At 62.5% G+C, this 24546-nt stretch carries 26 protein-coding genes; 11 read left to right on the forward strand and 15 right to left on the reverse strand.

Translation table 11 applies throughout. The features are described from left to right. Window positions 1-6: 6 nt before the first annotated feature. The 3 genes from dsbA to D8767_RS00185 all read right to left on the reverse strand — a co-directional run bounded on the left by dsbA (window position 7) and on the right by D8767_RS00185 (window position 1742). Complete coding sequence (gene dsbA / locus D8767_RS00175) at window positions 7-639, reverse strand: thiol:disulfide interchange protein DsbA (protein ID WP_016712847.1); 633 nt, start codon at window positions 637-639, stop codon at window positions 7-9. Window positions 640-790: 151 nt separating this feature from the next. Then, entirely contained in the window at window positions 791-1408 is a 618-nt protein-coding gene (locus tag D8767_RS00180) for a cytochrome c (protein WP_016712846.1), read from the reverse strand. Between the two features lie 31 nt (window positions 1409-1439). Then, the gene (locus D8767_RS00185) at window positions 1440-1742 is read right to left on the reverse strand and encodes a cytochrome c5 family protein (protein ID WP_016712845.1); all 303 of its coding nucleotides are present in this window, start codon (window positions 1740-1742) and stop codon (window positions 1440-1442) included. Between the two features lie 201 nt (window positions 1743-1943). On the opposite strand from D8767_RS00185, the gene yihA reads away from it, so the two are divergent. Then, window positions 1944-2576 (forward strand): ribosome biogenesis GTP-binding protein YihA/YsxC, encoded by a 633-nt coding sequence (gene yihA, locus D8767_RS00190; protein ID WP_003252993.1) that lies wholly within the window; start codon window positions 1944-1946, stop codon window positions 2574-2576. A gap of 401 nt (window positions 2577-2977) precedes the next feature. Here yihA and polA read toward each other — a convergent pair whose 3' ends face one another. Further along, window positions 2978-5725, reverse strand: a complete 2748-nt coding sequence (gene polA / locus D8767_RS00200) for a DNA polymerase I (RefSeq protein ID WP_016712844.1) — start codon at window positions 5723-5725, stop codon at window positions 2978-2980. Between the two features lie 75 nt (window positions 5726-5800). Between polA and D8767_RS00205 the strand changes: the two genes are divergently transcribed. Next, on the forward strand, window positions 5801-6088 hold the full coding sequence (locus D8767_RS00205) for a DUF2782 domain-containing protein (RefSeq protein WP_013970316.1): 288 nt from the start codon (window positions 5801-5803) through the stop codon (window positions 6086-6088). 69 nt (window positions 6089-6157) lie between these two features. Beyond that, window positions 6158-7108 carry a homoserine kinase gene (locus D8767_RS00210; RefSeq protein WP_016712843.1) on the forward strand — a complete coding sequence of 317 codons (951 nt, stop codon included), beginning with the start codon at window positions 6158-6160 and terminating at the stop codon, window positions 7106-7108. Between the two features lie 111 nt (window positions 7109-7219). On the opposite strand, the gene D8767_RS00215 is transcribed toward D8767_RS00210, so the two are convergent. Beyond that, window positions 7220-8176: a zinc ABC transporter substrate-binding protein gene (locus D8767_RS00215; protein ID WP_016712842.1), complete on the reverse strand. Its 957-nt coding sequence runs from the start codon at window positions 8174-8176 to the stop codon at window positions 7220-7222. 18 nt (window positions 8177-8194) lie between these two features. Between D8767_RS00215 and zur the strand changes: the two genes are divergently transcribed. The 4 genes from zur (at window position 8195) to D8767_RS00235 (ending at window position 11060) form a co-directional block, all read left to right on the forward strand. Beyond that, entirely contained in the window at window positions 8195-8680 is a 486-nt protein-coding gene (gene zur / locus D8767_RS00220; protein ID WP_003253002.1) for a zinc uptake transcriptional repressor Zur, read from the forward strand. Further along, the gene (znuC, locus tag D8767_RS00225; RefSeq protein WP_016712841.1) at window positions 8677-9450 is read left to right on the forward strand and encodes a zinc ABC transporter ATP-binding protein ZnuC; all 774 of its coding nucleotides are present in this window, start codon (window positions 8677-8679) and stop codon (window positions 9448-9450) included. The genes zur and znuC overlap by 4 nt, the downstream gene beginning before the upstream one ends. Then, a complete protein-coding gene (znuB, locus tag D8767_RS00230; protein ID WP_016712840.1) occupies window positions 9443-10225 on the forward strand; it encodes a zinc ABC transporter permease subunit ZnuB in 783 nt (260 codons plus the stop codon). The genes znuC and znuB overlap by 8 nt, the downstream gene beginning before the upstream one ends. A 127-nt stretch (window positions 10226-10352) precedes the next feature. After that, window positions 10353-11060: a PA5502 family lipoprotein gene (locus D8767_RS00235; protein WP_016712839.1), complete on the forward strand. Its 708-nt coding sequence runs from the start codon at window positions 10353-10355 to the stop codon at window positions 11058-11060. 114 nt (window positions 11061-11174) lie between these two features. Here D8767_RS00235 and katE read toward each other — a convergent pair whose 3' ends face one another. Then, window positions 11175-13310 carry a catalase HPII gene (katE, locus tag D8767_RS00240; protein WP_016712838.1) on the reverse strand — a complete coding sequence of 712 codons (2136 nt, stop codon included), beginning with the start codon at window positions 13308-13310 and terminating at the stop codon, window positions 11175-11177. A gap of 226 nt (window positions 13311-13536) precedes the next feature. Here katE and D8767_RS00245 point away from each other — a divergent pair, with 226 nt between their 5' ends. The 3 genes from D8767_RS00245 to D8767_RS00255 all read left to right on the forward strand — a co-directional run bounded on the left by D8767_RS00245 (window position 13537) and on the right by D8767_RS00255 (window position 16050). After that, window positions 13537-14544, forward strand: a complete 1008-nt coding sequence (locus tag D8767_RS00245) for a methionine ABC transporter ATP-binding protein (RefSeq protein ID WP_016712837.1) — start codon at window positions 13537-13539, stop codon at window positions 14542-14544. Continuing rightward, window positions 14544-15215, forward strand: a complete 672-nt coding sequence (locus tag D8767_RS00250; protein WP_010951513.1) for a methionine ABC transporter permease — start codon at window positions 14544-14546, stop codon at window positions 15213-15215. The genes D8767_RS00245 and D8767_RS00250 overlap by 1 nt, the downstream gene beginning before the upstream one ends. Window positions 15216-15279: 64 nt before the next feature. Next, on the forward strand, window positions 15280-16050 hold the full coding sequence (locus D8767_RS00255) for a MetQ/NlpA family ABC transporter substrate-binding protein (RefSeq protein ID WP_016712836.1): 771 nt from the start codon (window positions 15280-15282) through the stop codon (window positions 16048-16050). Window positions 16051-16107: 57 nt separating this feature from the next. Here D8767_RS00255 and D8767_RS00260 read toward each other — a convergent pair whose 3' ends face one another. From D8767_RS00260 to D8767_RS00280, 5 genes are read right to left on the reverse strand one after another with little or no spacing between them, the layout of a single operon-like run. Continuing rightward, the gene (locus tag D8767_RS00260; RefSeq protein ID WP_016712835.1) at window positions 16108-16740 is read right to left on the reverse strand and encodes an SCO family protein; all 633 of its coding nucleotides are present in this window, start codon (window positions 16738-16740) and stop codon (window positions 16108-16110) included. Continuing rightward, window positions 16737-17630, reverse strand: coding sequence for a heme o synthase (gene cyoE / locus D8767_RS00265; protein ID WP_016712834.1), 894 nt, complete (start codon window positions 17628-17630; stop codon window positions 16737-16739). The genes D8767_RS00260 and cyoE overlap by 4 nt, the downstream gene beginning before the upstream one ends. Then, window positions 17615-18694, reverse strand: coding sequence for a heme A synthase (locus tag D8767_RS00270; protein ID WP_016712833.1), 1080 nt, complete (start codon window positions 18692-18694; stop codon window positions 17615-17617). Before D8767_RS00270 ends, cyoE begins: the two co-directional genes overlap by 16 nt. Window positions 18695-18703: 9 nt before the next feature. After that, window positions 18704-19285: a hypothetical protein gene (locus D8767_RS00275; RefSeq protein WP_016712832.1), complete on the reverse strand. Its 582-nt coding sequence runs from the start codon at window positions 19283-19285 to the stop codon at window positions 18704-18706. After that, window positions 19254-19991, reverse strand: coding sequence for an SURF1 family protein (locus D8767_RS00280; RefSeq protein WP_028699530.1), 738 nt, complete (start codon window positions 19989-19991; stop codon window positions 19254-19256). The genes D8767_RS00275 and D8767_RS00280 overlap by 32 nt, the downstream gene beginning before the upstream one ends. Window positions 19992-20042: 51 nt before the next feature. Here D8767_RS00280 and D8767_RS00285 point away from each other — a divergent pair, with 51 nt between their 5' ends. Continuing rightward, window positions 20043-20246 carry a twin transmembrane helix small protein gene (locus D8767_RS00285; RefSeq protein ID WP_003253030.1) on the forward strand — a complete coding sequence of 68 codons (204 nt, stop codon included), beginning with the start codon at window positions 20043-20045 and terminating at the stop codon, window positions 20244-20246. A gap of 24 nt (window positions 20247-20270) precedes the next feature. Here D8767_RS00285 and D8767_RS00290 read toward each other — a convergent pair whose 3' ends face one another. Genes D8767_RS00290 through coxB form a run of 4 tightly spaced genes read right to left on the reverse strand, consistent with a single transcriptional unit; the run spans window position 20271 to window position 24512 of the window. After that, a complete protein-coding gene (locus D8767_RS00290) occupies window positions 20271-21158 on the reverse strand; it encodes a cytochrome c oxidase subunit 3 (protein ID WP_016712830.1) in 888 nt (295 codons plus the stop codon). 16 nt (window positions 21159-21174) lie between these two features. Next, window positions 21175-21741, reverse strand: a complete 567-nt coding sequence (locus D8767_RS00295) for a cytochrome c oxidase assembly protein (RefSeq protein ID WP_016712829.1) — start codon at window positions 21739-21741, stop codon at window positions 21175-21177. Between the two features lie 10 nt (window positions 21742-21751). Then, a complete protein-coding gene (ctaD, locus tag D8767_RS00300) occupies window positions 21752-23341 on the reverse strand; it encodes a cytochrome c oxidase subunit I (protein ID WP_016497403.1) in 1590 nt (529 codons plus the stop codon). Window positions 23342-23384: 43 nt separating this feature from the next. Further along, window positions 23385-24512, reverse strand: a complete 1128-nt coding sequence (coxB, locus tag D8767_RS00305) for a cytochrome c oxidase subunit II (RefSeq protein ID WP_016712828.1) — start codon at window positions 24510-24512, stop codon at window positions 23385-23387. Window positions 24513-24546: the final 34 nt, after the last annotated feature.

Raw genomic sequence — 24546 nt, forward strand, 5'->3', positions numbered from 1 at the left:
CGCCGCTTACTTAGCGGCGCGCTCCTTGTCGATCAGCTGGTCGGCAACGTTCAGCACGCCTTCCGGCCCGCCAGCGGTGCCCAGGTCGAAGCGGTACTTGCCGTTGACCACCATGCTGGGTACGCCGGTGATTTCGTACTTTTTCGCCAGCTCTTTGGCCTGGTTGACCTGGCCCTTGATGGCGAATGAGTCGAAGGTAGCGAGGAACTTGTCCTTGTCCACGCCTTCGGTGGCGAGGAAGTCGGCCATGTCGTTCTTGTCGGTCAGGCGTTTGTGTTGGTTCTGGATGGCATCGAACACTGCCGCGTGAACCTTGTGCTCGACGCCCATGGCTTCGAGGGTGAGGAACATCTGGCCGTGGGCGTCCCATGGGCCGCCGAACATGGCCGGTACGCGCTTGAAGTTTACGTCCTTGGGCAGTTTTTCGACCCATGGGTTGATGACCGGTTCGAAGTGGTAGCAATGTGGGCAGCCGTACCAGAACAGCTCGACCACTTCGACTTTGCCAGGCACGGAAACCGGAACAGGGTTGCTCAGCTCGATGTATTCCTTGCCGGCGACAGGCTCGGCGGCCTGGACGGCAGTCATACCGAACACGCTGGCGGCGACCAGCGCAGCGCTGAGAATCAGTTTACGCATGCTTTACTCCTGAGCAGTCATGGGTCGCCACGACGCGACCTGCACTAGGACAGGCCGGGAAGGGCTCGAGTTCTGTAGTGTAACGGCTGCGGACTGAAAAAAGGGCGGCCCGGCCGCCCTTTCATCATTGGCCTACAACATTAACTGAAAGTTAATGCAGGCCCTGGATATAGCTGGCCAACGCTTCGATGTCGTGGTTGCTCAGCTTGCCGGCGATGGTGCGCATGGTCATCGCATCGCCATCGTTGGTGCGGTTGCCTTCGCGGAAGTCCGTGAGCTGCTTGGTCACGTACTGCGAATGCTGCCCGCCCAGGTGCGGGAAGCCAGCCAGGGCGATGCCCGCGCCATTCGGTGAGTGGCAGCCTGTGCAGGCCGGCATGCCTTTTTCCAGGTCGCCGCCGTTGAACAGCGCACGGCCACGCTCGACCAGCTTGGGATCGGCGGCCCCCACGCTGCCTTTCTGGCTGGCGAAGTAGGCGGCAATGTCAGCCAGGTCCTGGTCGCTGAACGCGGCCAACATGCCGGTCATTTCCAGCACGGTGCGCTTGCCCGACTTGATGTCGTGCAGTTGTTTTTCCAAGTAACGCTGGCCTTGGCCGGCCAATTTAGGGAAGTTCGGTGCCAGGCTGTTGCCGTCGGGGTTGTGGCAGGCGCCACAAACGGCCGTCTTGGCCTGGCCGGCGGCGGCATCGCCTTTGATAGGTTGCGCAGCAGTGGCCGCACCTGCGACACCCAGGGTCAACAGCAGACTCACGACTAGTTTGTTCATCAGCTAATCCAACACGGCTAAGGGTGAAATGTTATGTATCGGGACTGCCGCTCATCCAAAGGATGACCAAACGGTAGTCCTCGGCACTGCAGTCCATGCACAATCCACGCGGCGGCATAGCCTTGAAACCCTGGGTCACGTGCTTCACCAGTACCTCCATGCCTTGCGCCAGCCTTGGCTCCCATGCTGCCCGGTCACCCCGTCTGGGTGCCTGTGGCAACTGCCCGGTGTGACAGGCCGCACACGTGCGGTTGTACAACACCTCGGGATCCTGTGTAGCCTGTGCGCTGAAAACCGGCAGGAACATACCGACAGCAAGCAGCCATTTCGCCATGCGGAACGACCTTCAGGGTTGGGGGCCGCGCTGCGTTCTGTTGCGCGAGCTATTGTTCGACACCCCATGCTCCTTCCCCTTCGCTGGGAGAATGAGCACACAAAAACTGGGGCATTATATACTTCCGCCATCCAAACGGAAACGACACCGCTTGCCAGGCTCGGGCCTTCAGAGTCAGGCAACACCCACATCGGATATCCCATGCAAGTCAAGAACCCCATCCTCGGCCTCTGCCAGAAAGCCAAATTCGCCCTCAGCGCAGCCAAGGTCGAACAATGCCCGGACGACCAGGGTTACGAGGTGGCTTTCGCCGGCCGCTCCAACGCCGGCAAATCCAGCGCCCTCAACACCCTGACTCATGCCAGCCTGGCGCGTACCTCGAAAACCCCTGGGCGCACCCAGCTGTTGAATTTCTTCAGTCTGGACGATGAACGGCGTTTGGTCGACCTGCCGGGCTACGGTTATGCAAAAGTGCCGATTCCGCTCAAGCAGCATTGGCAGAAACACTTGGAAGCCTACCTGGGCAGCCGTGAGTGCCTGCGTGGCGTGATCCTGATGATGGACGTGCGCCACCCGATGACCGACTTCGACAAAATGATGCTCGACTGGGCCAAGGCCAGCAGCATGCCGATGCACATCCTGCTGACAAAGGCTGACAAGCTGACCCACGGCGCGGGCAAGAACACCCTGCTCAAAGTGCAGTCGGAAATCCGCAAGGGCTGGGGTGATGGCGTGACCATCCAGCTGTTCTCGGCGCCCAAGCGCCTGGGCGTGGAAGACGCCTACCGGGTGCTGGCTGACTGGATGGAGCTGGAAGACAAGCCAGTTATTTGAAGGCTTACTCGTAACCTGTGGGAGCGGGATTACCCGCGAATGCGGCGGTGCATCTGGCATCGCATTCCGGGGTAAACCCGCTCCCACAGGATTCTCTACAACCCATAAGGCAAATTCCGGGCAAAAAAAACCCCGGACTTCGTATGGGGAGGGGGAAGTTCGGGGTCCAAGTCCGGACCGCTAGGGCGGGGTCCAGATATCTGCCAACACTTAACACAACATAGGAGCATCGAAGGGCTTCACCAGCCATTCAGTTACTCTGAGTTCCACTTCACCGGTTTAGTTCCAAAGCCCTCAAAACTATTTGCGATAGTTTCATGAAACTCCAGTACCCATGGCACTGAGCGGTGCCAGGATCCGCGTCACTACGTCGCAGATCCTACACAGCTTTCCCCGCTCAATCAGTGAGCTTCGTCCCAATTCGCGCCAATTCCTGCTTCCACCAGCAGCGGCACATCCAGTTCCGCCGCCTTGCTCATGTGCTGGCGAATTTCATCTTTCACCTGCTGAACCAGGTCTTCACGCACCTCAAGCACCAATTCGTCGTGTACCTGCAGGATCACCCGGGCATCCAGCCCGCTCTCGGTCAGCCAGTTGTCCACGTTGACCATGGCCCGCTTGATGATGTCGGCCGCCGTGCCCTGCATTGGCGCGTTGATCGCCGTGCGCTCGGCGCCTTTGCGCAGGGCCGGGTTCTTGGCGTTGATGTCCGGCAGGTACAGCCTGCGGCCGAACAGGGTTTCGACAAAGCCTTGCTCGGCGGCCTGGGCGCGGGTGCGCTCCATGTAGGCCAGCACGCCCGGGTAGCGGGCGAAGTAACGGTCGATGTAATCCTGCGACTGTTTGCGGTCGACACCGATCTGCTTGGCCAGGCCGAAGGCGCTCATGCCATAGATCAGGCCGAAGTTGATGGCCTTGGCCTTGCGGCGTTGGTCGGTTGTGACGTCTTCCAGGGCCACACCGAACACTTCCGCCGCCGTGGCGCGGTGAACGTCCAGGTCATTGCGGAAGGCGTGCAACAAGCCTTCGTCCTTGGCCAGGTGGGCCATGATGCGCAGCTCGATCTGCGAATAGTCCGCCGCCAGCAGCTTGTAGCCGGGGCTGGCAATGAAGGCCTGACGGATGCGGCGGCCTTCGGCAGTGCGGATCGGGATATTCTGCAGGTTCGGGTCGCTGGACGACAGCCGGCCGGTCGCAGCCACCGCCTGCTGGTAAGAGGTGTGGATACGCCCGGTGCGCGGGTTGATCTGGCCCGGCAGCTTGTCGGTGTAGGTGCTCTTGAGCTTGCTCAGGCTGCGGTACTGCATCAGCACCTCAGGCAGCGGGTAGCCTTGCTCGGCCAGCTCGTCGAGCACGGCTTCGGCAGTGGATGGCTGGCCTTTGGCCGTCTTGCTCAGTACCGGCATGCCCAGTTTGTCGTAGAGGATCGAACCCAGCTGCTTGGGCGAGCCGAGGTTGAACTCCTCACCGGCCAGCTCATAGGCGCGCTGTTCCAGCTCGGCCATCTTCACGCCCAGTTCACCACTCTGTACCTGCAGCAGTGCGGCATCGACCAACGCACCCTGGCGCTCGATCTTGGCCAGCACCGGCACCAACGGCATTTCGATGTCCATCAGCACCGGCTGCACACTCGGCGTCTGCGCCAGGCGCGCTTGCAGGGCGTGATGCAGGCGCAGGGTGATGTCGGCATCTTCGGCGGCATACGGGCCGGCCTTGTCCAGGTGGATCTGGTTGAAGGTGAGCTGCTTGGCGCCCTTGCCGGCGATGTCCTCGAAGGCGATGGTGGTGTGGTCGAGGTACTTCTGCGCCAGGCTGTCCATGTCGTGGCGGGTAGCCGTGGAGTTCAGCACATACGACTCGAGCATGGTGTCGTACGCCACGCCGCGCATGTCGATGGCAGGCGAGCCGTTGGCCAGGATGTTGATGTCGTACTTGGCGTTCTGCCCGACCTTGGCCTTGGCCGGGTCCTCCAGCAGCGGCTTCAGGGCCAGCAGCACGGCCTCGCGGTCCAGCTGGGCCGGCGCGCCTTCGTAATCGTGGGCCAAGGGCACATAGGCTGCTTCGTGTGGCTCTACGGCGAACGACAGGCCAACCAGCTGTGCCTGCTGGGCGTCCAGGCCGGTGGTCTCGGTGTCGAAGGCAAACAACGGCGCCTGGCGCAGCTTCTCCAGCCAGGCATCGAAACGGGCCTGGTCGAGGATGGTCTCGTACCTGGGCTCGGCCTTGGCGGCTGGCGCCTCTACCGGTGCCACGTCATCACCGGCCTTGGCCGCGTCACGCTGCACCTCGGCGACCCAGCTCTTGAACTCCATCTCGGTGTACAGCGCCAGCAGCGCTTCACGGTCCGGCTCACCGCACACCAGTGCATCCACTTCGACATCCAGCGGCACGTCGACTTTGATGGTGGCCAGCTCATAGGACAGGAACGCCGCATCGCGGTGCTCTTCGAGCTTGGCCGGCAAGGTCTTGGCGCCCCGAATGGCCAGCGCCGGGACCTTGTCCAGGTTGGCGTACAAGTCGCTGAGGCCGCCGCCGATGCCGGTCAGCAGGCCCACGGCGGTCTTTTCGCCCACACCCGGCACGCCTGGAATGTTGTCGACCTTGTCGCCCATCAGGGCGAGGAAGTCGATGATGTGTTCCGGGCCGACGCCAAATTTCTCGTGCACGCCAGCCACGTCCAGCACACTTCCGGTCATGGTATTGACCAAGGTAATGTGCCCGTCCACCAGCTGTGCCATGTCCTTGTCACCGGTCGAGATGATCACCGGGCGCCCTTGGGCGGCGCTGCTGCGGGCCAGGGTGCCGATGACGTCGTCAGCCTCGACACCCTCGACGCACAGCAACGGGTAGCCCAGCGCCCTCACGCTGGCATGCAGCGGCTCGACCTGCACGCGCAGGTCGTCCGGCATGCTGGGGCGGTTGGCCTTGTACTCGGCGAACATGGCATCGCGGAAAGTGCCGCCTTTTGCGTCGAACACCACTGCGAACAGGCTGTCGGGGTATTGCTTGCGCAGGCTCTTGAGCATGTTCAGCACACCCTTCACCGCACCGGTCGGCATGCCCTTGGACGTGGTCAGCGGCGGCAGCGCGTGGAAGGCGCGGTACAGGTAGGAGGAACCGTCCACCAGGACGAGGGGCGCTTGGCTCATGAGCAGAATCAACCTTTTCGACGGGTCCGGCGCTAGAATAGCCAGAATCATTGACGACAAAGGGACTAGGTTATCATGCGTACACTCAATCGCCTGTTACTGCTCGGCCTGTTGGCAACCATGCCTGTCGTTACCCTGGCGGCGGACGACGCCCCCTCGGCCGATCCCGAGGTGACCATTCGCACGGAAGGCGACAAAACCATCCAGGAATACCGGCAGAACGGCTTCCTGTATGCGATCAAGATCACGCCGAAAAACGGCAAGCCTTATTTCCTGGTACGCGCCGATGGCTCTGATGGCAATTTCATTCGTTCCGACCAGCCGGACATGCTGATTCCGTCCTGGAAGATCTTCGAGTGGTAATCTGACGCGCACCGTTCACATCAACCCGGCACTTCCCGGCGGAAGTGCCCGTATGGGCAATTTTTCATCATGTCAGTCTTCACCCCCGTGACCCGGCCTGAGCTGGAAACCTTTCTGGCGCCGTACGAGCTGGGCCGTTTGCTCGACTTCCAGGGCATTGCCGCCGGCACCGAGAACAGCAATTTCTTCGTCAGCCTCGAACAGGGGGAGTTCGTCCTGACGCTGATCGAGCGTGGGCCGAGCGAAGACATGCCGTTCTTCATCGAGCTGCTCGACACCCTGCACGCTGCCGACATGCCGGTGCCCTATGCCATTCGTGACCGCGACGGCAATGGCCTGCGCGAACTTTGCGGCAAGCCTGCGCTGTTGCAACCACGCCTGTCGGGCAAGCACATCAAAGCGCCGAACAACCAGCACTGCGCCCAGGTCGGCGAGCTGCTGGCGCACATCCACCTGGCCACCCGCGAGCACATCATCGAGCGCCGCACCGACCGTGGCCTGGACTGGATGCTGGCCTCGGGTGCCGAGCTGCTGCCACGCCTGACTGCCGGGCAAGCCGCACTGCTGCAGCCGGCGCTCGATGAAATCACCGCGCACAAGGCGCAGATCCTGGCCTTGCCACGGGCCAACCTGCATGCCGACCTGTTCCGCGACAACGTGATGTTCGAAGGCACCCACCTGACCGGTGTGATCGACTTCTACAACGCCTGCTCGGGGCCGATGCTGTATGACATCGCCATCACCGTGAACGACTGGTGCCTGGATGAACACGGCGCGATCGATGTGCCACGCGCCCAGGCGCTGCTGGCAGCCTATGCGGCGCTGCGGCCGTTCACGGCGGCCGAGGCCGAGCTGTGGCCGGAAATGTTGCGGGTAGGGTGCGTGCGCTTCTGGCTGTCGCGCCTGATTGCGGCGGAATCGTTTGCCGGGATGGATGTGATGATCCATGACCCGAGCGAGTTCGAGGTGCGTCTGGCGCAGCGCCAGCAGGTGGCTTTGCACCTGCCGTTCGCCCTCTAGACCGCGCCTGCTTCTTCGCGAGCAAGCTCGCTCCTACAGGTACAGCGACAGCCCTTTCGGTTTGCGCTATCCCTGTAGGAGCGAGCTTGCTCGCGAAGGGCCGGAACAGGCTTACAACTGCTCCAGGCACCCAGCCAGGTCACCACCCAGCCTCTCCAGCAAACGCTCATACCCTTTGCCATCCACCGGGTCTGTCCCGCCCAGTGCATCCAGCTCGGCCAGGCGCACCGGCAGCCCGGCGGTCAGGGTCTCGGCCAGTCGCGGCCGCAGCGGCGGTTCGCTGAACACACAGGTTTTCCCCACTTCCTGCAAGCGCTTGCGCATGGCAGCAACATGCTGCGCGCCCGGCTGCACCTCGGAGGCCACGCTGAACACGCCCGTGTGTTTCAGGCCGTACTCGGCCTCGAAGTAGTCGAACGCTTCGTGGAACACGAAGTACGGCTTGTCGGCAATACCGGCCACACGCGCCTTGATTCGCCCATCCAGCGCATCCAGGCGCTCATCGAACACCTTGAGGTTGCTCTGGTAGCGGGCAGCGTTGGCCGGGTCAACCTGAGCCAGGTCAGCGGCCATTTTCGCCGCGATTACCCGCGCATTGACCGACGACAGCCACAAATGTGCATCGAGGCTGCCCGGGCGGTGATCGTGGTCATGGTCATCGTGATCCTCTTCCTCATGGGAATGGCTGTCCTCGCCAAAATGACGCAACTTCATGCCCGTCAGCGACTGCACGGCCACCGTGGGCTTGCTGCGGCTGCCCAGCACTCGTGGCAGGAAGTTCTCCATGTCCGGGCCGATCCAGTACAACAAGTCGGCATCGCCTACCCGCCGCACGTCGGAAGGGCGCAGCGCGTAGTGGTGGGGTGAAGCACCTGGCGGCAACAGCACGTCAGGGCTGCCAACGCCATCCTGCACGGCGGCGGCAATCTGCTGCAGGGGTTTGATACTGGTGAGCACACGCACATCGGCCTGGGCAGAAAATGCGATGAAAGCGACAAACAGGGCTAGGAATCGGGACACGGTGGATACTCGAGTCGTCAGAAACAGGTAACATAATAACGTCTCCATCCAGAACCGTCGCTGCCCATGTCCATCACGCCGCTGGCCAACCGTCCTCACGATCACTCCCATTGCGTACACAGCGCACTGGCTGAAGCCGACGCCTTGTGTACCCGCCAGGGCCTGCGCCTGACCGCGCTGCGCCGCCGTGTGCTGGAACTGGTGTGGCAAAGCCACAAGCCGCTGGGCGCCTACGACATCCTCGCCGTGCTCAGCGAGCAGGACGGCCGCCGCGCCGCCCCGCCTACGGTGTACCGCGCGCTGGACTTCCTGCTGGAAAACGGCCTGGTGCACCGCATCGCCTCGCTCAACGCCTTCATCGGCTGCAGCCACCCCGAGCACGTGCACCAAGGCCAGTTCCTGATCTGCCGGGCCTGCCATGTGGCCATCGAGCTGGAGCAAAGCAGCATCAGCGAGGCCATCATCAACAGCGCCAAGGGCGTGGGCTTCACGGTCGAGACCCAGACCGTGGAAGTGGTCGGCCTGTGCGGCAACTGCCGGAGCGCGGCATGAGCGATGCGCTGATCCGCCTGGAACAGGTGGGCGTTACCTTTGGCGGTGAGGCGGTGCTCGACAGCATCGACCTGTCGGTCGCACCGGGGCAGATCGTCACCCTGATCGGCCCCAACGGGGCGGGCAAAACCACCCTGGTGCGCGCCGTGCTCGGGTTGCTCAAGCCGCATCGCGGCAAGGTGTGGCGCAAGCCGAAACTGCGTATTGGCTACATGCCGCAGAAGATCCAGGTCGATGCCACACTGCCGCTGTCGGTGCTGCGCTTCTTGCGCTTGGTGCCCGGCGTAGACCGCGCGGCAGCCTTGTCGGCGTTGCAGGAAGTGGGTGCCGAGCAGGTCATCGACAGCCCGATCCAGACTATTTCCGGCGGCGAGATGCAGCGCGTGCTGCTGGCCCGTGCGCTGCTGCGCGAACCTCAGTTGCTGGTGCTCGACGAGCCGGTGCAGGGCGTGGACGTGGTCGGCCAGACCGAGCTGTACAACCTCATCACTCGCCTGCGCGACCGCCACGGCTGCGGCGTGCTGATGGTGTCCCACGACCTGCACCTGGTGATGAGCGCCACCGACCAGGTGGTGTGCCTGAACCGCCACGTTTGCTGCTCGGGCCACCCGGAGCAAGTCAGCAACGACCCGGCCTTCGTCGAACTGTTCGGCCAGAACGCCCCGAGCCTGGCCGTTTACCACCACCATCACGACCACAGCCACGACCTGCACGGCTCGGTCGTCGCCCCCGGCACCCATGTTCACGGAGAGCACTGCAAGCATGGCTGATTTTCTTCTCTACGCCCTGCTTGCCGGTTTGTCCCTGGCGATGGTCGCCGGCCCACTGGGTTCCTTCGTGGTGTGGCGGCGCATGGCCTACTTTGGCGACACCCTGTCCCATGCTGCCTTGCTTGGCGTGGCCCTGGGCTTCGCCCTGGACGTCAGCCCGGCACTGGCGGTAACCGTGGGCTGCCTGCTGCTGGCGATCCTGCTGGTGACCCTGCAGCAACGCCAACCGCTGGCCTCCGACACCCTGCTCGGCATTCTCGCCCCCAGCACCCTGTCGCTGGGCCTGGTGGTGCTGAGCTTCATGCACGATGTGCGCATCGACCTGATGGCCTACCTGTTCGGCGACCTGCTGGCCATCAGCACCACCGACCTGGCCTGGATCCTCGGCGGCAGTGCCTTGGTGCTGCTGCTGCTGGCTGCGCTGTGGCGGCCGCTGCTGGCCGTCACCGTGCACGAGGAACTGGCCATGGTCGAAGGCCTGCCCGTTGCCGGCCTGCGCATGGCATTGATGCTGCTGATTGCAGTGGTCATTGCCGTCGCCATGAAGATCGTCGGCGTATTGCTGATCACCTCGCTGCTGATCATCCCCGCCGCTGCGGCGCAACGTCACGCCCGCTCCCCCGAGCAGATGGCCCTGGGCGCCAGCCTGCTCGGTGTTACCGCCGTCTGTGGCGGCCTGGCCATGTCCTGGTTCAAGGACACACCCGCCGGCCCGTCGATCGTGGTCTGCGCGGCGGTGCTATTCTTGCTGAGCCTGGCCCTGCCAAAACGCTGAAAGACAGGGCGTGTGATGGCACGCCTTGCAACCTTTTGCCGGGTAAAGGGTCTGTAAGACCTGTTTTCGAGCGTGCGCACCTGGGTGTAGACTTGCTCGCTTTTTGCGCAAATAGAGAGTCGCAGGAATGAAGCCGTTCGCCTCCCGTTATCTGCTTGTTGCCGCGTTTTCCCTGTTCCTGGCTGCTTGCTCCAGCGCGCCGGTCGAACAGGCCGCTGTACCTGCCCAAGCCGATGCCTGGCAGCAGTTGCAACAAAACATCGCCAGCAATGAGCTGGCCACCGCCGAAGACCAGCTGGCAGCCCTGCAGGCCCAGTCGCCGGATGACGCGCGCCTGGAGCAATACCAGCGTCAGTTGGCCGAAGCCTATCTGCAACGCAGTCAGATCGTCCTGCAAAAGGGCGATGTGAACGCAGCAGCTACCGCCCTGGCCCGTGCCCGTGCACTGATGCCGCAAGCCCCGGCGGTGACCGGTGGCGATCCCCTGTCCCAGGCACGCAAGGCCGAGCTGGAGAAGGCAGAAGCTGCCTTGAAAGCAGCTGAAGCGAAGCCCAAGGCACGCATCATCGACCCGACAGCGCCAAGCACGGTGGTGGCCTTGAAGACCACCGACAGCCGTGCCATGCGCCGCCAGCTCGATGACATTGCCGCCGATGTGGTGAGCTATGACTGCGAAGTGGTTTTCCAGGTGCCGCGTACTAACGATGCCCCTTGGCTGAAGACCTTGCTGGAGAAACGCGTGCGCAAGATCGACAGTGGGTTTGAGCTGAAGCAGAAGCATGAGATTCAGCGCTCACTGCCGGCCCAAGTGGTTTTGGTGCCGCACCAGCAATAAAACTCTAGGGCCCTATCGCCGGCAAGCCAGCTCCCACAGGTAGTGCATAACGCCCAAGGCCTGCGCAGTACCTGTGGAAGCTGGCTTGCCGGCGATGGGCTGCAAAGCAGCCCCTTAGGCCGGCACAGCCTCCGCAGCAGCTTCCCGCTCCCACACCCGATGCCCCTCAACCGCTTTGACAAAGGCATCCACGGCTTTTTGGTCATCCGCCAGCAGCAAGCCCTTGTCTTCCTTAAGTCCCAGGCCGGCCGCCAGTTCCTTGGTCAACACCATAGCCTTCAGGTGCTTGTAGCCTTCCAGCAAGAAGTGTTTGGCTAGCCCGCTGGCTGCCAAGGCATCCGTCGAAGCCTTACCTGATGGCACGACAATCCCGTCGAACATGATCGATGGCATCCCCTCCATCGATGCCTCCACCGGCAGTTGCTTGCCATCCGTCGCCTTTACCGGCGCCGAGGTCGGCCCCAACAGCATCGGCCGGGCACTGTGCGCCTCCAGGGCCTTGATCAGTTTGTCCACGCTTGCAGCGTCCACGCCATTGGCCACCAGCACGGCAATCTTGCGCCCCTTGATACCCACCGAACCTGGGTGGTTCATCTGGCTCAAGGCCGGTGATTGAGCCAGCTGGCTGCCCTTCACCTGCACCGTACCCGCTTTCGGCGCAGGCAGGCCCAGGTTGGCTGCAACTGCCGCCGCCAGCTTCAAATCGATATTGGCGAGAATTTCATTCACTTCCCGGGCGCGGATATGTTCGCGCTCCACTTTGCCCAACTCGAAGCTGTAAGCCTTGATGATGTGCTGCTGCTCGGTCGGGCTCATGCTCTGGAAGAACAGCCGGGCTTGCGAGAAGTGATCACCGAACGACTCGCTGCGCTGACGAATCTTGTGCGCATCGATACGCTCCTGGTAGCTCTCGAAACCACCGTCCTGCGCCGCTGCCGGGGTTTCCTTTGGCCAACCACCGTCGATCGAGTTTGGCTCGTAGGACGCCCGCCCCTTATGCACGACGTGCTGGTGCAGGGCATCACGCTGGTTGTTGTGGTTAGGCGCTACCGGGCGGTTGATCGGGATCTGGTGGAAGTTCGGCCCGCCCAGGCGGCTGATCTGGGTATCGGTGTACGAGAACAGCCGGCCCTGTAGCAGTGGGTCATTGGTAAAGTCGATTCCAGGCACGATATGGCCTGGGCAGAACGCCACCTGTTCGACCTCGGCAAAGAAATTGTCCGGGTTACGGTTCAGCACCATCTTGCCCAAGGGCGTTACGGGCACCAGCTCTTCCGGGATGATCTTGGTCGGGTCCAACAAGTCGAAGTCGAACTTGTGCTCGTCGGCCTCCGGCACGATCTGCACGCCGAGTTCCCATTCTGGGTAATCGCCGGTCTCGATCGCCTCCCACAAGTCACGGCGCTGGAAGTCAGTGTCCTTGCCCGCCAGTTTCTGCGCCTCGTCCCACAGCAGCGAATGCACGCCCTGGCGCGGCTTCCAGTGGAACTTGACGAAACTGGCCACGCCCTCGGCGTTGATCAGGCGGAAGGTATGCACGCCAAAGCCTTCCATCATGCGCAAGCTGCGCGGGATAGCCCGGTCGGACATGGCCCACATCACCATGTGGGCCGACTCCGGCACCAGCGAAACGAAATCCCAGAACGTATCGTGGGCCGAGCCACCGGTAGGAATCTCGTTATGCGGCTCGGGTTTGACCGCATGCACAAAATCGGGGAACTTGATGGCATCCTGGATGAAGAAGACCGGCATGTTGTTGCCGACCAGGTCGAAGTTACCTTCGTCGGTATAGAACTTGACCGCGAAACCGCGCACATCACGCACGGTATCCCCCGAACCACGGGGACCCTGCACGGTGGAAAAGCGTACAAACACCGGTGTGATCTTGTCCGGGTCTTGCAGGAAACCGGCTTTGGTCAGATCCGCATGGTTGCCATAACTCTGAAAGTAGCCGTGCGCCCCGGTACCACGGGCATGCACGATGCGCTCCGGAATGCGCTCATGGTCGAAGTGGGTGATCTTCTCGCGCATGATGAAGTCTTCGAGCAGCGACGGCCCGCGTGCGCCAGCCTTGAGGCTGTTCTGGTTGTCGGCAATCTTCACGCCCTGGTTGGTGCGCAGGGCCTGGCCGGTAGCGTCGCTGCGGAAGGTTTCCAGGCTCTGCAACTTGGCATTGGTATTGGCCCGGTCCGGGGTCTGGGTGCCAGCGGCTTCACTCTGCTTGGGCGCGTCCGTTTTCTTGCTGGGCATGGTCGTCTCTCCTCATCAGTCTTCAGGCGTGCCCGTTGCGGGCTTGTTCAACTAGTGACTGGGAGGCTTTGCCGAGCGTTCAATCAGGATTACCGGTTGTCGCGATATGCCCGATGGATTGGTGCATTACGAAATAAATGCTAAGAACAGCTATGGGAAAAGGCTAAAATGCGCGACCCCAGCTAACCGCTGACCCAAATTTCATGCGCCCCACAAGGTTCGCTACGTGATCGAGTTCCAACAGGTACATAAAACCTACCGCGTTGCCGGTAGGGAAATCCCCGCACTGAATCCGACCAGCCTGACCATCGAAGATGGCCAGGTGTTCGGCCTGATCGGCCATTCCGGCGCCGGCAAAAGCACCATGCTGCGCCTGATCAACCGCCTGGAAGAGCCCTCCGGCGGCAAGATCATCGTCGACGGCGAAGACGTCACCGCGTTCAACGCCAGCCAGTTGCGCGGTTTCCGCCAGCAGGTCGGGATGATCTTCCAGCACTTCAACCTGCTGGCCTCCAAGACCGTCGCCGACAACGTCGCCCTGCCACTGACCCTGGCCGGCGAGCTGTCGCGCAGCGAAATCGACAAGCGTGTCACCGAGCTGCTGGCCCGTGTCGGCCTGCAAGACCACGCCAAAAAGTACCCGGCTCAGCTGTCCGGTGGCCAGAAGCAGCGCGTCGGCATCGCCCGCGCATTGTCCACCAACCCGAAGATCCTGCTGTGCGACGAGGCCACCAGTGCCCTCGACCCGCAAACCACGGCTTCGGTCCTGCAATTGCTGGCCGAGATCAACCGTGAGCTGAAGCTGACCATCGTGCTGATCACCCATGAAATGGACGTGATCCGCCGTGTCTGCGACCGCGTGGCAGTGATGGACGCCGGCCAGATCGTCGAGCAAGGCTCGGTGGCCGATGTGTTCCTGCACCCGCAGCACCCCACCACCAAGCGCTTTGTCCAGGAAGACGAGCAAGTCGACGAAGGCGAACAGCGCGACGATTTCGCCCATGTACCAGGCCGCATCGTGCGCCTGACCTTCCAGGGCGACGCCACCTACGCGCCGCTGCTGGGCACCGTGGCCCGCGAAACCGGTGTGGACTACAGCATCCTCGCCGGGCGTATCGACCGCATCAAGGATGTCCCCTATGGCCAGCTCACCCTCGCCCTGATCGGCGGTGACATGGAAGCGGCATTCGCCCGCTTCAAGGCAGCTGACGTACATATGGAGGTACTGCGTTGATGGACGCCCTGAATTTCTTTGCAAACGTCGACTGGGCCGAAATCTGGCTGGCCACCGTCGATACCATGATCATGTTGTTCGGCTCGTTGTTCTTCACCGTGCTGCTGGGCCTGCCGCTGGGCGTGCTGCTGTTCCTCTGCGGGCCTAAGCAGATGTTCGAGCAAAAGGGCGTGTATGCGCTGCTGTCGCTGGTGGTGAACATCCTGCGCTCGCTGCCGTTCATCATCCTGCTGATCGTGATGATCCCGTTCACCGTGCTGATCACCGGCACCTCGCTGGGCGTTGCCGGCGCCATTCCGCCGCTGGTGGTAGGTGCCACGCCGTTCTTCGCGCGCCTGGTGGAAACCGCCCTGCGTGAAGTGGACCGCGGCATCATCGAAGCTACCCAGTCGATGGGCGCCACCACCCGCCAGATCATCACCAGTGCGCTACTGCCGGAAGCCCGCCCGGGCATCTTCGCGGCCATCACCGTAACGGCCATCACCCTGGTGTCGTACACCGCCATGGCCGGTGTGGTCGGTGCCGGTGGCCTGGGCGACCTGGCGATTCGCTTCGGTTACCAGCGCTTCCAGACCGATGTAATGGTAGTGACCGTGGTACTGCTGCTGGTACTGGTTCAAGTACTGCAGAGCGTGGGCGACAAACTGGTCGTGCATTTTTCCCGTAAGTAACCCCAATGGGGTCGGCCTGGCCGACCCGTTCGGGGGCCGTCGCGGCCCTCACAAGGAGTGATTGATGAAGAAGCTGCTTGCTGTTGCTGCCGCTGTCGCGGCCTTCTCGGCCCACGCCGATACCCTGACCGTTGCCGCCACCCCGGTGCCGCACGCCGAGATCCTCAACTTCGTCAAACCACAGCTGGCGAAAGAGGGCGTGGAGCTGAAGGTGAAGGAGTTCACCGACTACATCCAGCCGAACGTGCAGGTGGCCGAAAAGCGCCTGGACGCCAACTTCTTCCAGCACCAGCCGTACCTGGATGAGTTCAACAAGGCCAAGGGCACCCAACTGGTGAGCGTAGCCGGCGTGCACATCGAGCCGCTGGGCGTGTACTCGACCAAGATCAAGAAGCTGGACGAGCTGTCTTCCGGCGCCACCGTGGTCATCCCCAACGACGCCACCAACGGCGGCCGCGCCCTGTTGCTGCTGGACAAGGCCGGTGTGATCAAGCTGAAGGACAACAAGAACATCCTGTCCACCGTGAAGGATGTTGCCGAGAACCCGAAAAGCATCAAGTTCCGTGAGCTGGAAGCGGCCACCATCCCGCGCGTGCTGACCCAGGTCGATGCCGCCCTGATCAACACCAACTACGCGCTGGAAGCCAAGCTGAACCCGGAGAAGGACGCGCTGGCCATCGAAGGCAGTGACTCGCCTTACGTGAATATCCTGGTTGCCCGCCCGGACAACAAAGACTCGGAAGACATGAAGAAGCTGGCCGCTGCGCTGCACTCGCCTGAGGTGAAGCAGTTCATCGTCGAGAAGTACAAGGGCGCCGTCGTTCCGGCGTTCTAAGCCGTCACATCGCGCTGGATTCTTCGCGGGCTTGCCCGCGAAGCTTTTAAAGCCTCATCAATCTCGCTTGACCAGCCCGGGCAACTGCGCCACCAGCTTCTGGTTGTTGAACGGCGCACGAATAAACCCACGCTGACGCCCATCCGGCCCCACAACCGCCAGGTTACCACTGTGATCCACGGTATACCCCGGCTTGCTGGTATCGGCCGGAATGAACGGAATGCTCAAGGCATTGGCCAACTTCTGGGTATCCTCGATCGATCCCGCCACCCCGACAAAATCCTTGTCGAAATAGCCCAGGTACTGCTTCAGCTGGTTCGGCGTGTCGCGGTTCGGGTCCACACTCACCAACACCACCTGCAGCCGGTCAACGGTTTCCTTGGGCAACTCGCTCTTCACCTGGCGCAACTGGGCCAAGGTAGTCGGGCAGATGTCCGGGCAGTAGGTGTAGCCGAAGAACAGCAGCGACCATTTGCCCTTCAGGTCATCCAGTTGCACTGGCTGGCCATCCTGGTTGGTCATGGTCACGTCAGCCACGGTACGGCTCTGCGGCAGCAGGATGATGCCGGCGTCGATCAGCTCGGTAGGATTGGGCTGGTCGCGGCCATTGAGCACCTTGTTGACAGTCAGGCCCATGATCAGCGCGACCAAGGCAACGAGGATAAAGACGGTTTTCTGGGTTCGGGTCATAGGTTCAGCAACAGGTAGTGGTCGAGGAGCAACGCGATGAACAGCGCAAACAGGTAACCGATAGAGTACTTGAAGGTGCCGATCGCCGCGTGCGGCCGGCTGCCACGGTACAACACCCAGGCCCATTGCAGGAAGCGCAGGCCCAGCGCCAGGGCACAGGCCAGGTACAGCGGGCCGCTCATGTGGATGGCATACGGCAACAGGCTGACCGCCAGCAATACCAGGGTGTACAGCAGGATATGCAGCTTGGTGTAGCGCTCGCCGTGGGTCACCGGCAGCATCGGGATATCGGCTTTGGCGTATTCTTCCTTGCGGTGGATGGCCAAGGCCCAGAAGTGCGGTGGCGTCCAGGCGAAGATGATCAGCACCAGCAGCAAGGGTTCGGCGCTGACATGGCCGCTCACGGCCACCCAGCCAAGCAGCGGCGGGGCGGCGCCGGCCAAGCCACCGATGACGATGTTCTGTGGCGTGGCACGCTTGAGAAAGCCGGTGTAGAGCACCGCATAGCCGAGCAAGGACGCCAGGGTAAGCCAGGCGGTCAGGGCGTTGGTGAACACCAGCAGCAGCGCCATGCCCAACAGTGCGAGCGCCAAGGCGAACGACAGTGCGGGCAGTGGCTCGACCCGGCCTTGGGCCAGGGGCCGCTTGTGGGTACGGGCCATCAGCGCATCGATGCGCCGATCCACCACATGGTTGACCACCGCCGCACCACCTGCACACAAGCCGATGCCCAGGTTGCCGAACAGCAGCACGCTCCAGCTCACCCCGGCCCGGGTGGCGAGGAACATGCCTGCCAGCGAGGTAATCAGCATCAGCACCACCACCTTGGGCTTGGTCAGCTCCAGGTAATCGCGCCAGCTGGCCCGCCGTGCGCTCAGAAGCGTCGCCACGAATCGTTCCTCATGTGATGGGAAGTGCCCACGCCGGCCACCGGCCGCAGGCGCCAGCCGTGGCCGACACCCACGCGCACCTTGTCGACCACGCGAATGCGATAGTTCACCAGCACCATGCTCAGCAGCAACATCGCCCCACCCGCGTTGTGCGCCACAGCCACCGCCAGCGGCAGGTGGAACAACACATTGCTGATGCCCAGGCCCACTTGCAGGGCCAGCGCCAACAGTACCAGCCGCGCCAGACCGGGGAGGCCACAGCGGTGCAGCTTCCAGCTCAGCATCAAAAGCACGCAAGTCACCAACAATGCCCCCAGCCGATGGCTGATGTGGATGGCCGTGCGTGCATCACTGTCCAGTTGCCCGCCGAGGTAGTTGGGGCCCACGTGCTGGGTCAGGTGAAAGCCGTTGCTGAAGTCCGCCGCCGGCCACCACTGGCCATGGCAAGTGGGCAGGTCAATGCAGGCGACCGCTGCGTAGTTGGCACTGACCCAACCGCCCAGGGCGATCTGGCCGATCACCACCAGCAGGGCCAATGCAGCGATCCGGCGCAAGCTCAACGGCAACTTGGGCAATGGCGCAAAAGCCCGGGATAGACGCAGGGATAGCAGGAACAGCAGGCTCAACGTAGTGAACCCGCCGAGCAAGTGCGCGGTGACCACCTGTGGCCACAGCTTCAGGGTAACCGTCCACATGCCGAAAGCCGCCTGGGCCAGCACCACACCCAGTAACAACACAGGCAGGCGATAGGGCTGGCCATCGCGAGCATGCCGGCGCACCGCCTGAAAGGCGAGCAGGGCAATCACCACGGCCAGCGTGCCGGCGAAGTAGCGATGGACCATCTCGGCCCAGCCCTTGGCCTCTTCCACGGGGTGATCGGGGAAGTGCAGCTCGGCATGGGCCAACTGGGCCTCGCTCTTGGGCACGCTGATGAAGCCGTAGCAACCCGGCCAGTCCGGGCAGCCCAGGCCGGCGTGGGTCAGGCGGGTATAGGCGCCAAGCAGGACGACCAGCAGTGCCAGCAGGGTGGCGAATACAGCCAAGCGGAATCCAGGTCTGGCCATGGCAGGCTCCTAGCCGATGTTGGACAGCTTGAGCAGGTGGCGCAGGTCGTCCAGCACATGCTTGCCGTTGACCTTGCCGTCGTAACGCAGCACCAGGTTGCCGTGCGGGTCGACGATCCACAGCTGCGGGCCAGGCTCGCCAACCTTCTGCAGGTAGTGCTGGGCATCCAGCGGGTAACGTTGCAGTTGCGGGTACTCACGGCCAAGCAGCGCCTGGTAGTCGTCGCTCAGCGGCTGGGCGGCGGCCAGCGCATGGCTGGCGCGGCTGGCATCGCGGCCCAGGCCGACTTGGATCTGCCGGGCCAGGTACACCAGGCGCTGGCAATCCTCTGCACAGGCTTCGGGGGCGCTGACCAAGAGTTGCCAACGCGCGTCCTCGCCCGCCACGCCGATATCGGCACGGCTCTCACCGTTACCGATCATCGCGCCGTGGTAGCTGCGGCCTTCCGGCACCCAGAACTTGAGCTTGTACATGCTGGTGGCCAGGATCATCGGCCCGAGTACCACCAGCAAGATCAACAGCAGCTGCAAACGCCCGCGGGCTCTGGGTTTGCCACGTTCAGGCACGTCCAGTGGAGTGGCGGTGGCCATGGCGTTTCTCCTTGTTGTGGTGCCAGCCAAAGTAGAGGTAGAGCAGAACCAATGCGGCAGAAAGGGCAAACCACTGCACGGCGTACCCCAGGTGTTTTTCCGGGCCCATGGCGACTACTGGCCAATCCAGGCGATAGGCTGCCGGGCCTGGTTCCAGACGCAGCTCATGGGCGTAGCCTTCGCGGTCCAGTTGCAGCCAGAGCTGTGCGGCATCAACGGCCGTGAGCAGATGCGGCCATTGGCCGCCTTCCGGGTCGGGATGCAGCTGGAACGTGCTGCCGGGTGATATGTACACTGAAGCGTCCAGCGCCATGGCCTGGGAAGGGGTATCGAAATGCACGGGCACGCGGCGGTCTGGCCAGGGCAGCCAGCCGCGGTTCACCAGCAGCCACAGGCCGCTGGCCTGGTCATGGAAGGGTTGCAGCAGTTCGACACCGGCCTGGCCGTCGCGCATGCGGTTATCCAGCAACAGGCTGTGCCCGGCGTCGAAGCGGCCATAGAGGTGAACGCGGCGCAAGGCGTTGTCTTCGTTCGCTGCCAGCTGGGCCGTGGCGATTGGCGCGTCGACCCGCCGCTCGGCATAGGTGGCCAACAGGGTGCGCTTTTCCTCGGCACGGCCGAGTTGCCAGCAGCCAAGCGCTATCAGGCCCGGTAGCAGTGCAAGCACCACCAGGGTCGGTACCCAGCCTGGGCGAAACGGCCTCATGGGCGCCTCGCTATACTTATCCACATCACCGCATCCCCCCGGAGTAGCGCCATGCTCAAGGCCGCGATTGTCCTGATGCTGTTGGCCACGATTGCCAGCCTGTTCAGTGGCCTGGTGTTTCTGGTCAAGGACGATGAAAACTCGACCCGCCTGCTCAAGGCGCTGACCGTGCGGGTGACCCTGGCGGCCCTGACCATTGGCCTAGTTGCCTGGGGCTTGATCAGCGGTCAGCTGGTTTCCCATGCTCCCTTCTGAATCTCTGAGTACCTGGCCTCGCTCCTACAGCACGTATACAAAGATGAACAACCCAACCCACACCACATCGACGAAGTGCCAGTACCAACTGGCCGCCTCGAAGCCGAAATGTTTCTCCGGGTTGAAATGCCCACACACAATGCGCACGAACATCACGATCAGGATGATCGTCCCCAACGTCACGTGGGCGCCGTGGAAGCCGGTCAGCATGAAGAACGTCGCCCCGTAGATCCCCGAACCCAGCGTCAGGCCCAGCTTGGTATAGGCCTCGTGGTACTCGTAGGCCTGCAACGTAATGAAGCTGATACCCAGAAGAATGGTCAGCGCCATCCAGAACTTCAGTGGTCCACGGTGATCACGGCGCAACGCATGGTGCGCAATGGTGATGGTCACACTGGAACTGACCAGTAGGATGGTGTTGATCAGCGGCAGGTGCCACGGGTCGATCACTTCCTTGGGCGGCGGGAACAGTTTTGGGTCGGGCGTGTGCAGCAGCGGCCAGTTGAACTCGAAAGTCGGCCACAACATGTGCGCAACCCCTTTGGCCCCTTCGCCCCCCAGCCACGGCCCGGCCAGCACACGCACGTAGAACAGCGCACCGAAAAAGGCGAGGAAGAACATCACCTCGGAGAAGATGAACCAGCTCATGCCCCAGCGGAACGAGCGGTCCAGCTGCGGGCTGTACAACCCCGCGCGGCTCTCCTTCACCACGGCGCCGAACCAGCCAAACAGCATGTAGGCCAGGAACAATGCACCCACGAAGAAAATCAGCGGCCCGTGCGATTCCGGGTGGCCGGCCTTCATGTCATTGAACCAGGTGCCCAGGCCAAACACCGTGATGAACATGCCGATGGTGGCGATGATCGGCCACTTGCTCTGCGCCGGGACGTAATAGTGCTCATGACTTGCCATTGCTGTTCTCCTTCCCTTAACGGGCGCCCTGGACGTCCTGGGCCGCAACATGCGCGACCGGCGGGTGGCGAGCGGTGATGTCGAACAAGGTGTAGGCCAGTGTCAGGTGCTTCACGCTGGCCGGCAGGTCGCGGTCGACGATGAAGCGCACCGGCATCTCGATGCGTTCGCCGGGCTGCAGCACCTGCTGGGTAAAGCAGAAGCACTCGGTCTTGTGGAAATACGCGGCGGCCTCGGCCGGGGTAATACTGGGTATCGCCTGCGCACTCATCGGCCGGTCGGTCGGGTTGTGGGCAATGAAAATCATCTGGTTCACCGCACCCGGGTTGACCTCCAACTGGTCAGCCGTGGAGTAGAAATCCCAGACCATGTCGCTGGCATTGGTCGACATGAACTGTACGCGCACCGAACGCGACGGGTCGCTGACCTGGCTGCCTTCGTATTGCCCGCCAGTCTTGCCGTTGATGCCAAAGGCCTTGCACATCACGTCGTAGATCGGCACCAGGGCGAAGCCGAAGGCGAACATCACCACCGTCAGCATCAGCAGGCGCGTTACCAGGCGTTTGAGCGACAGGCCGTTCATGGCGGGCTTCCTATTTCACTTCCGGTGGTGTCTGGAAGGTGTGGTAGGGCGCAGGCGAGGGGATCGACCACTCCAGGCCCTCGGCGCCATCCCAAGGCTTGGCCGGTGCCGGCGCACCGCCACGGATGCACTTGATGACGATGAACAGGAAGAAGATTTGCGTGGCACCGAACATGAAGGCCCCGATCGACGACACCATGTTGAAGTCGGCGAACTGCAGGTTGTAGTCCGGAATGCGCCGTGGCATGCCGGCCAGCCCCACGAAGTGCATGGGGAAGAAGGCCATGTTCATACCGATGAACGACAGCCAGAAGTGCAGCTTGCCGAGGGTTTCGTCGTACATGTGGCCGGTCCATTTCGGCAGCCAGTAGTAGGCCGAGGCGAAGATGCCGAAGATCGCCCCGGGCACCAGCACGTAGTGGAAGTGTGCGACCACGAAGTAGGTGTCGTGGTATTGGAAGTCCGCCGGGGCGATGGCCAGCATCAAGCCGGAGAAGCCGCCGATGGTGAACAGGATGACGAAGGCGATGGCAAACAGCATCGGCGTCTCGAAGGTGAGCGAGCCTTCCCACATGGTGCTGACCCAGTTGAACACCTTCACCCCGGTGGGCACGGCGATCAGCATGGTGGCGTACATGAAGAACAACTCGCCCACCACCGGGATGCCGACCACGAACATGTGGTGGGCCCAGACGATGAACGACAGGAAGGCAATCGCGCCGGTGGCGTACACCATCGAGGTGTAGCCGAACAGCGGCTTGCGCGAGAACGCCGGGATGATCGAGCTGACCGCACCGAAGGCGGGCAGGATCATGATGTACACCTCGGGGTGGCCGAAGAACCAGAACACATGCTGGAACAGCACCGGGTCACCGCCACCGGCAGCGCTGAAGAAGCTGGTACCGAAGTGGATGTCCATCAGCATCATGGTCACCACACCGGCCAGCACCGGCATCACCGCAATCAGCAGGAACGCGGTAATCAGCCAGGTCCAGACGAACAGTGGCATTTTCATCAGGGTCATGCCGGGGGCACGCAGGTTGAGGATGGTGGCGATCACGTTGATCGCGCCCATGATCGAGCTGATGCCCATCAGGTGGATGGCGAAGATGAAGAAGGTGACGCTGGCCGGGGCGTAGGTGGTGGACAGCGGGGCGTAGAAGGTCCAGCCAAAATTCGGCCCGCCGCCGGGGCTGAACAGGGTCGACACCAGCAACAGAAACGCCGCCGGCAACAACCAGAAGCTGAAGTTGTTCATGCGCGGCAGGGCCATGTCGGGCGCGCCGATCATCAACGGGATCATCCAGTTGGCCAGGCCGACGAAGGCCGGCATCACCGCGCCGAACACCATGATCAGGCCGTGCATGGTGGTCATCTGGTTGAAGAACGCCGGCTCCACGATTTGCAGCCCGGGCTGGAACAGCTCAGCCCGGATTACCATGGCGAACGAGCCGCCGAGCAGGAACATGATGAAGCTGAACCACAGGTACATCGTGCCGATGTCTTTATGGTTGGTGGTCAGCACCCAGCGCATCAGGCCCTTGGCCGGGCCGTGGGCGTGCTCATGGCCGTGGGCGTGGTCGTCGATCACTGTGCTCATGTCCTGTCTCCTGCAACCCATTGATTGCCGCGAGTAACCCGGTTCATTGCGCTTCTGCCTGCTTCAGCGCCAGCACGTCCTTCGGCGTGACCATGTCGCCTTTGTTGTTGCCCCAGGCGTTGCGTTCGTAGGTGACAACGGCGGCAATGTCGACTTCCGAGAGCTGCTTGCCGAACGCCGCCATGGCAGTGCCGGGCTTGCCGTGGAAGACGATGCCCAAGTGGCCTTCCTTCGGCCCGGTGGCAATCTTCGAACCCTTCAGTGCCGGGAACATCGGCGGCAGGCCCTGGCCTTCGGCCTGGTGACAGGCCACGCAGGTGGTGTGGTAAACCTTGTCGCCACGCGCCACCAGCTCTTCCAGGGTCCATTCCTTGCTGGTCAACTCTTTGAGCTTGGCGGCTTCAGCCTTGCGCTCGCCCAGCCAGGTGTCGTAGTCGGCCTTGGACTTGACCTCCACCACCACCGGCATGAAGCCATGATCCTTGCCGCACAGCTCGGTGCACTGGCCACGGTAGATGCCGGGCTTTTCGATACGGGTCCAGGCTTCGTTGACGAAGCCGGGGATGGCATCGCGCTTGACCGCAAAAGCCGGCACCCACCAGGAATGGATCACGTCGGCGGCCGTTACCAGGAAGCGCACTTTGGCACCCACCGGCAGCACCAGCGGCTGGTCGACTTCGAGCAGGTAGTGCTCGTCCTTGGGGGCCTTGTTGTGAATCTGGTCGGCGGGGGTGGCCAGGTTGCTGAAGAACTCCACGTCCTGGCCCAGGTATTTGTAGTGCCACTTCCACTGGTAACCGGTGACCTGAATGTCGATGTCCGACTCGCTGGCGTCGTAGATGTCGATCAGGGTCTTGGTGGCCGGGATGGCCATGGCCACCAGAATCAGGAAGGGCACCACGGTCCAGAGGATTTCCACCCAGGTATGCTCGTGGAAATGCGCGGCCTGCTGACCGGTGGAACGGCGGTGGATGACCATCGACCAGAACATCGCGCCGAAAACCACGATGCCGATGATCACGCAGATCCAGAAGATGGTCATGTGCAGGTCGAAGACGGCGTTGGAGACTTCCGTCGCCCCCGGGTGCATGTTCACGGTCCAGGCCGCGTTGGCCTGACCAAAAACCGACCACAACAGGAGGCCCATCCAGACATGTGGATGTCGCATCATTGCGGGTTCCCCTTCTAATTCTTGTTGTCCCGGA

It is taken from the genome of Pseudomonas sp. LTGT-11-2Z, from assembly GCF_003691445.1.
Lineage (GTDB): Bacteria > Pseudomonadota > Gammaproteobacteria > Pseudomonadales > Pseudomonadaceae > Aquipseudomonas > Aquipseudomonas monteilii.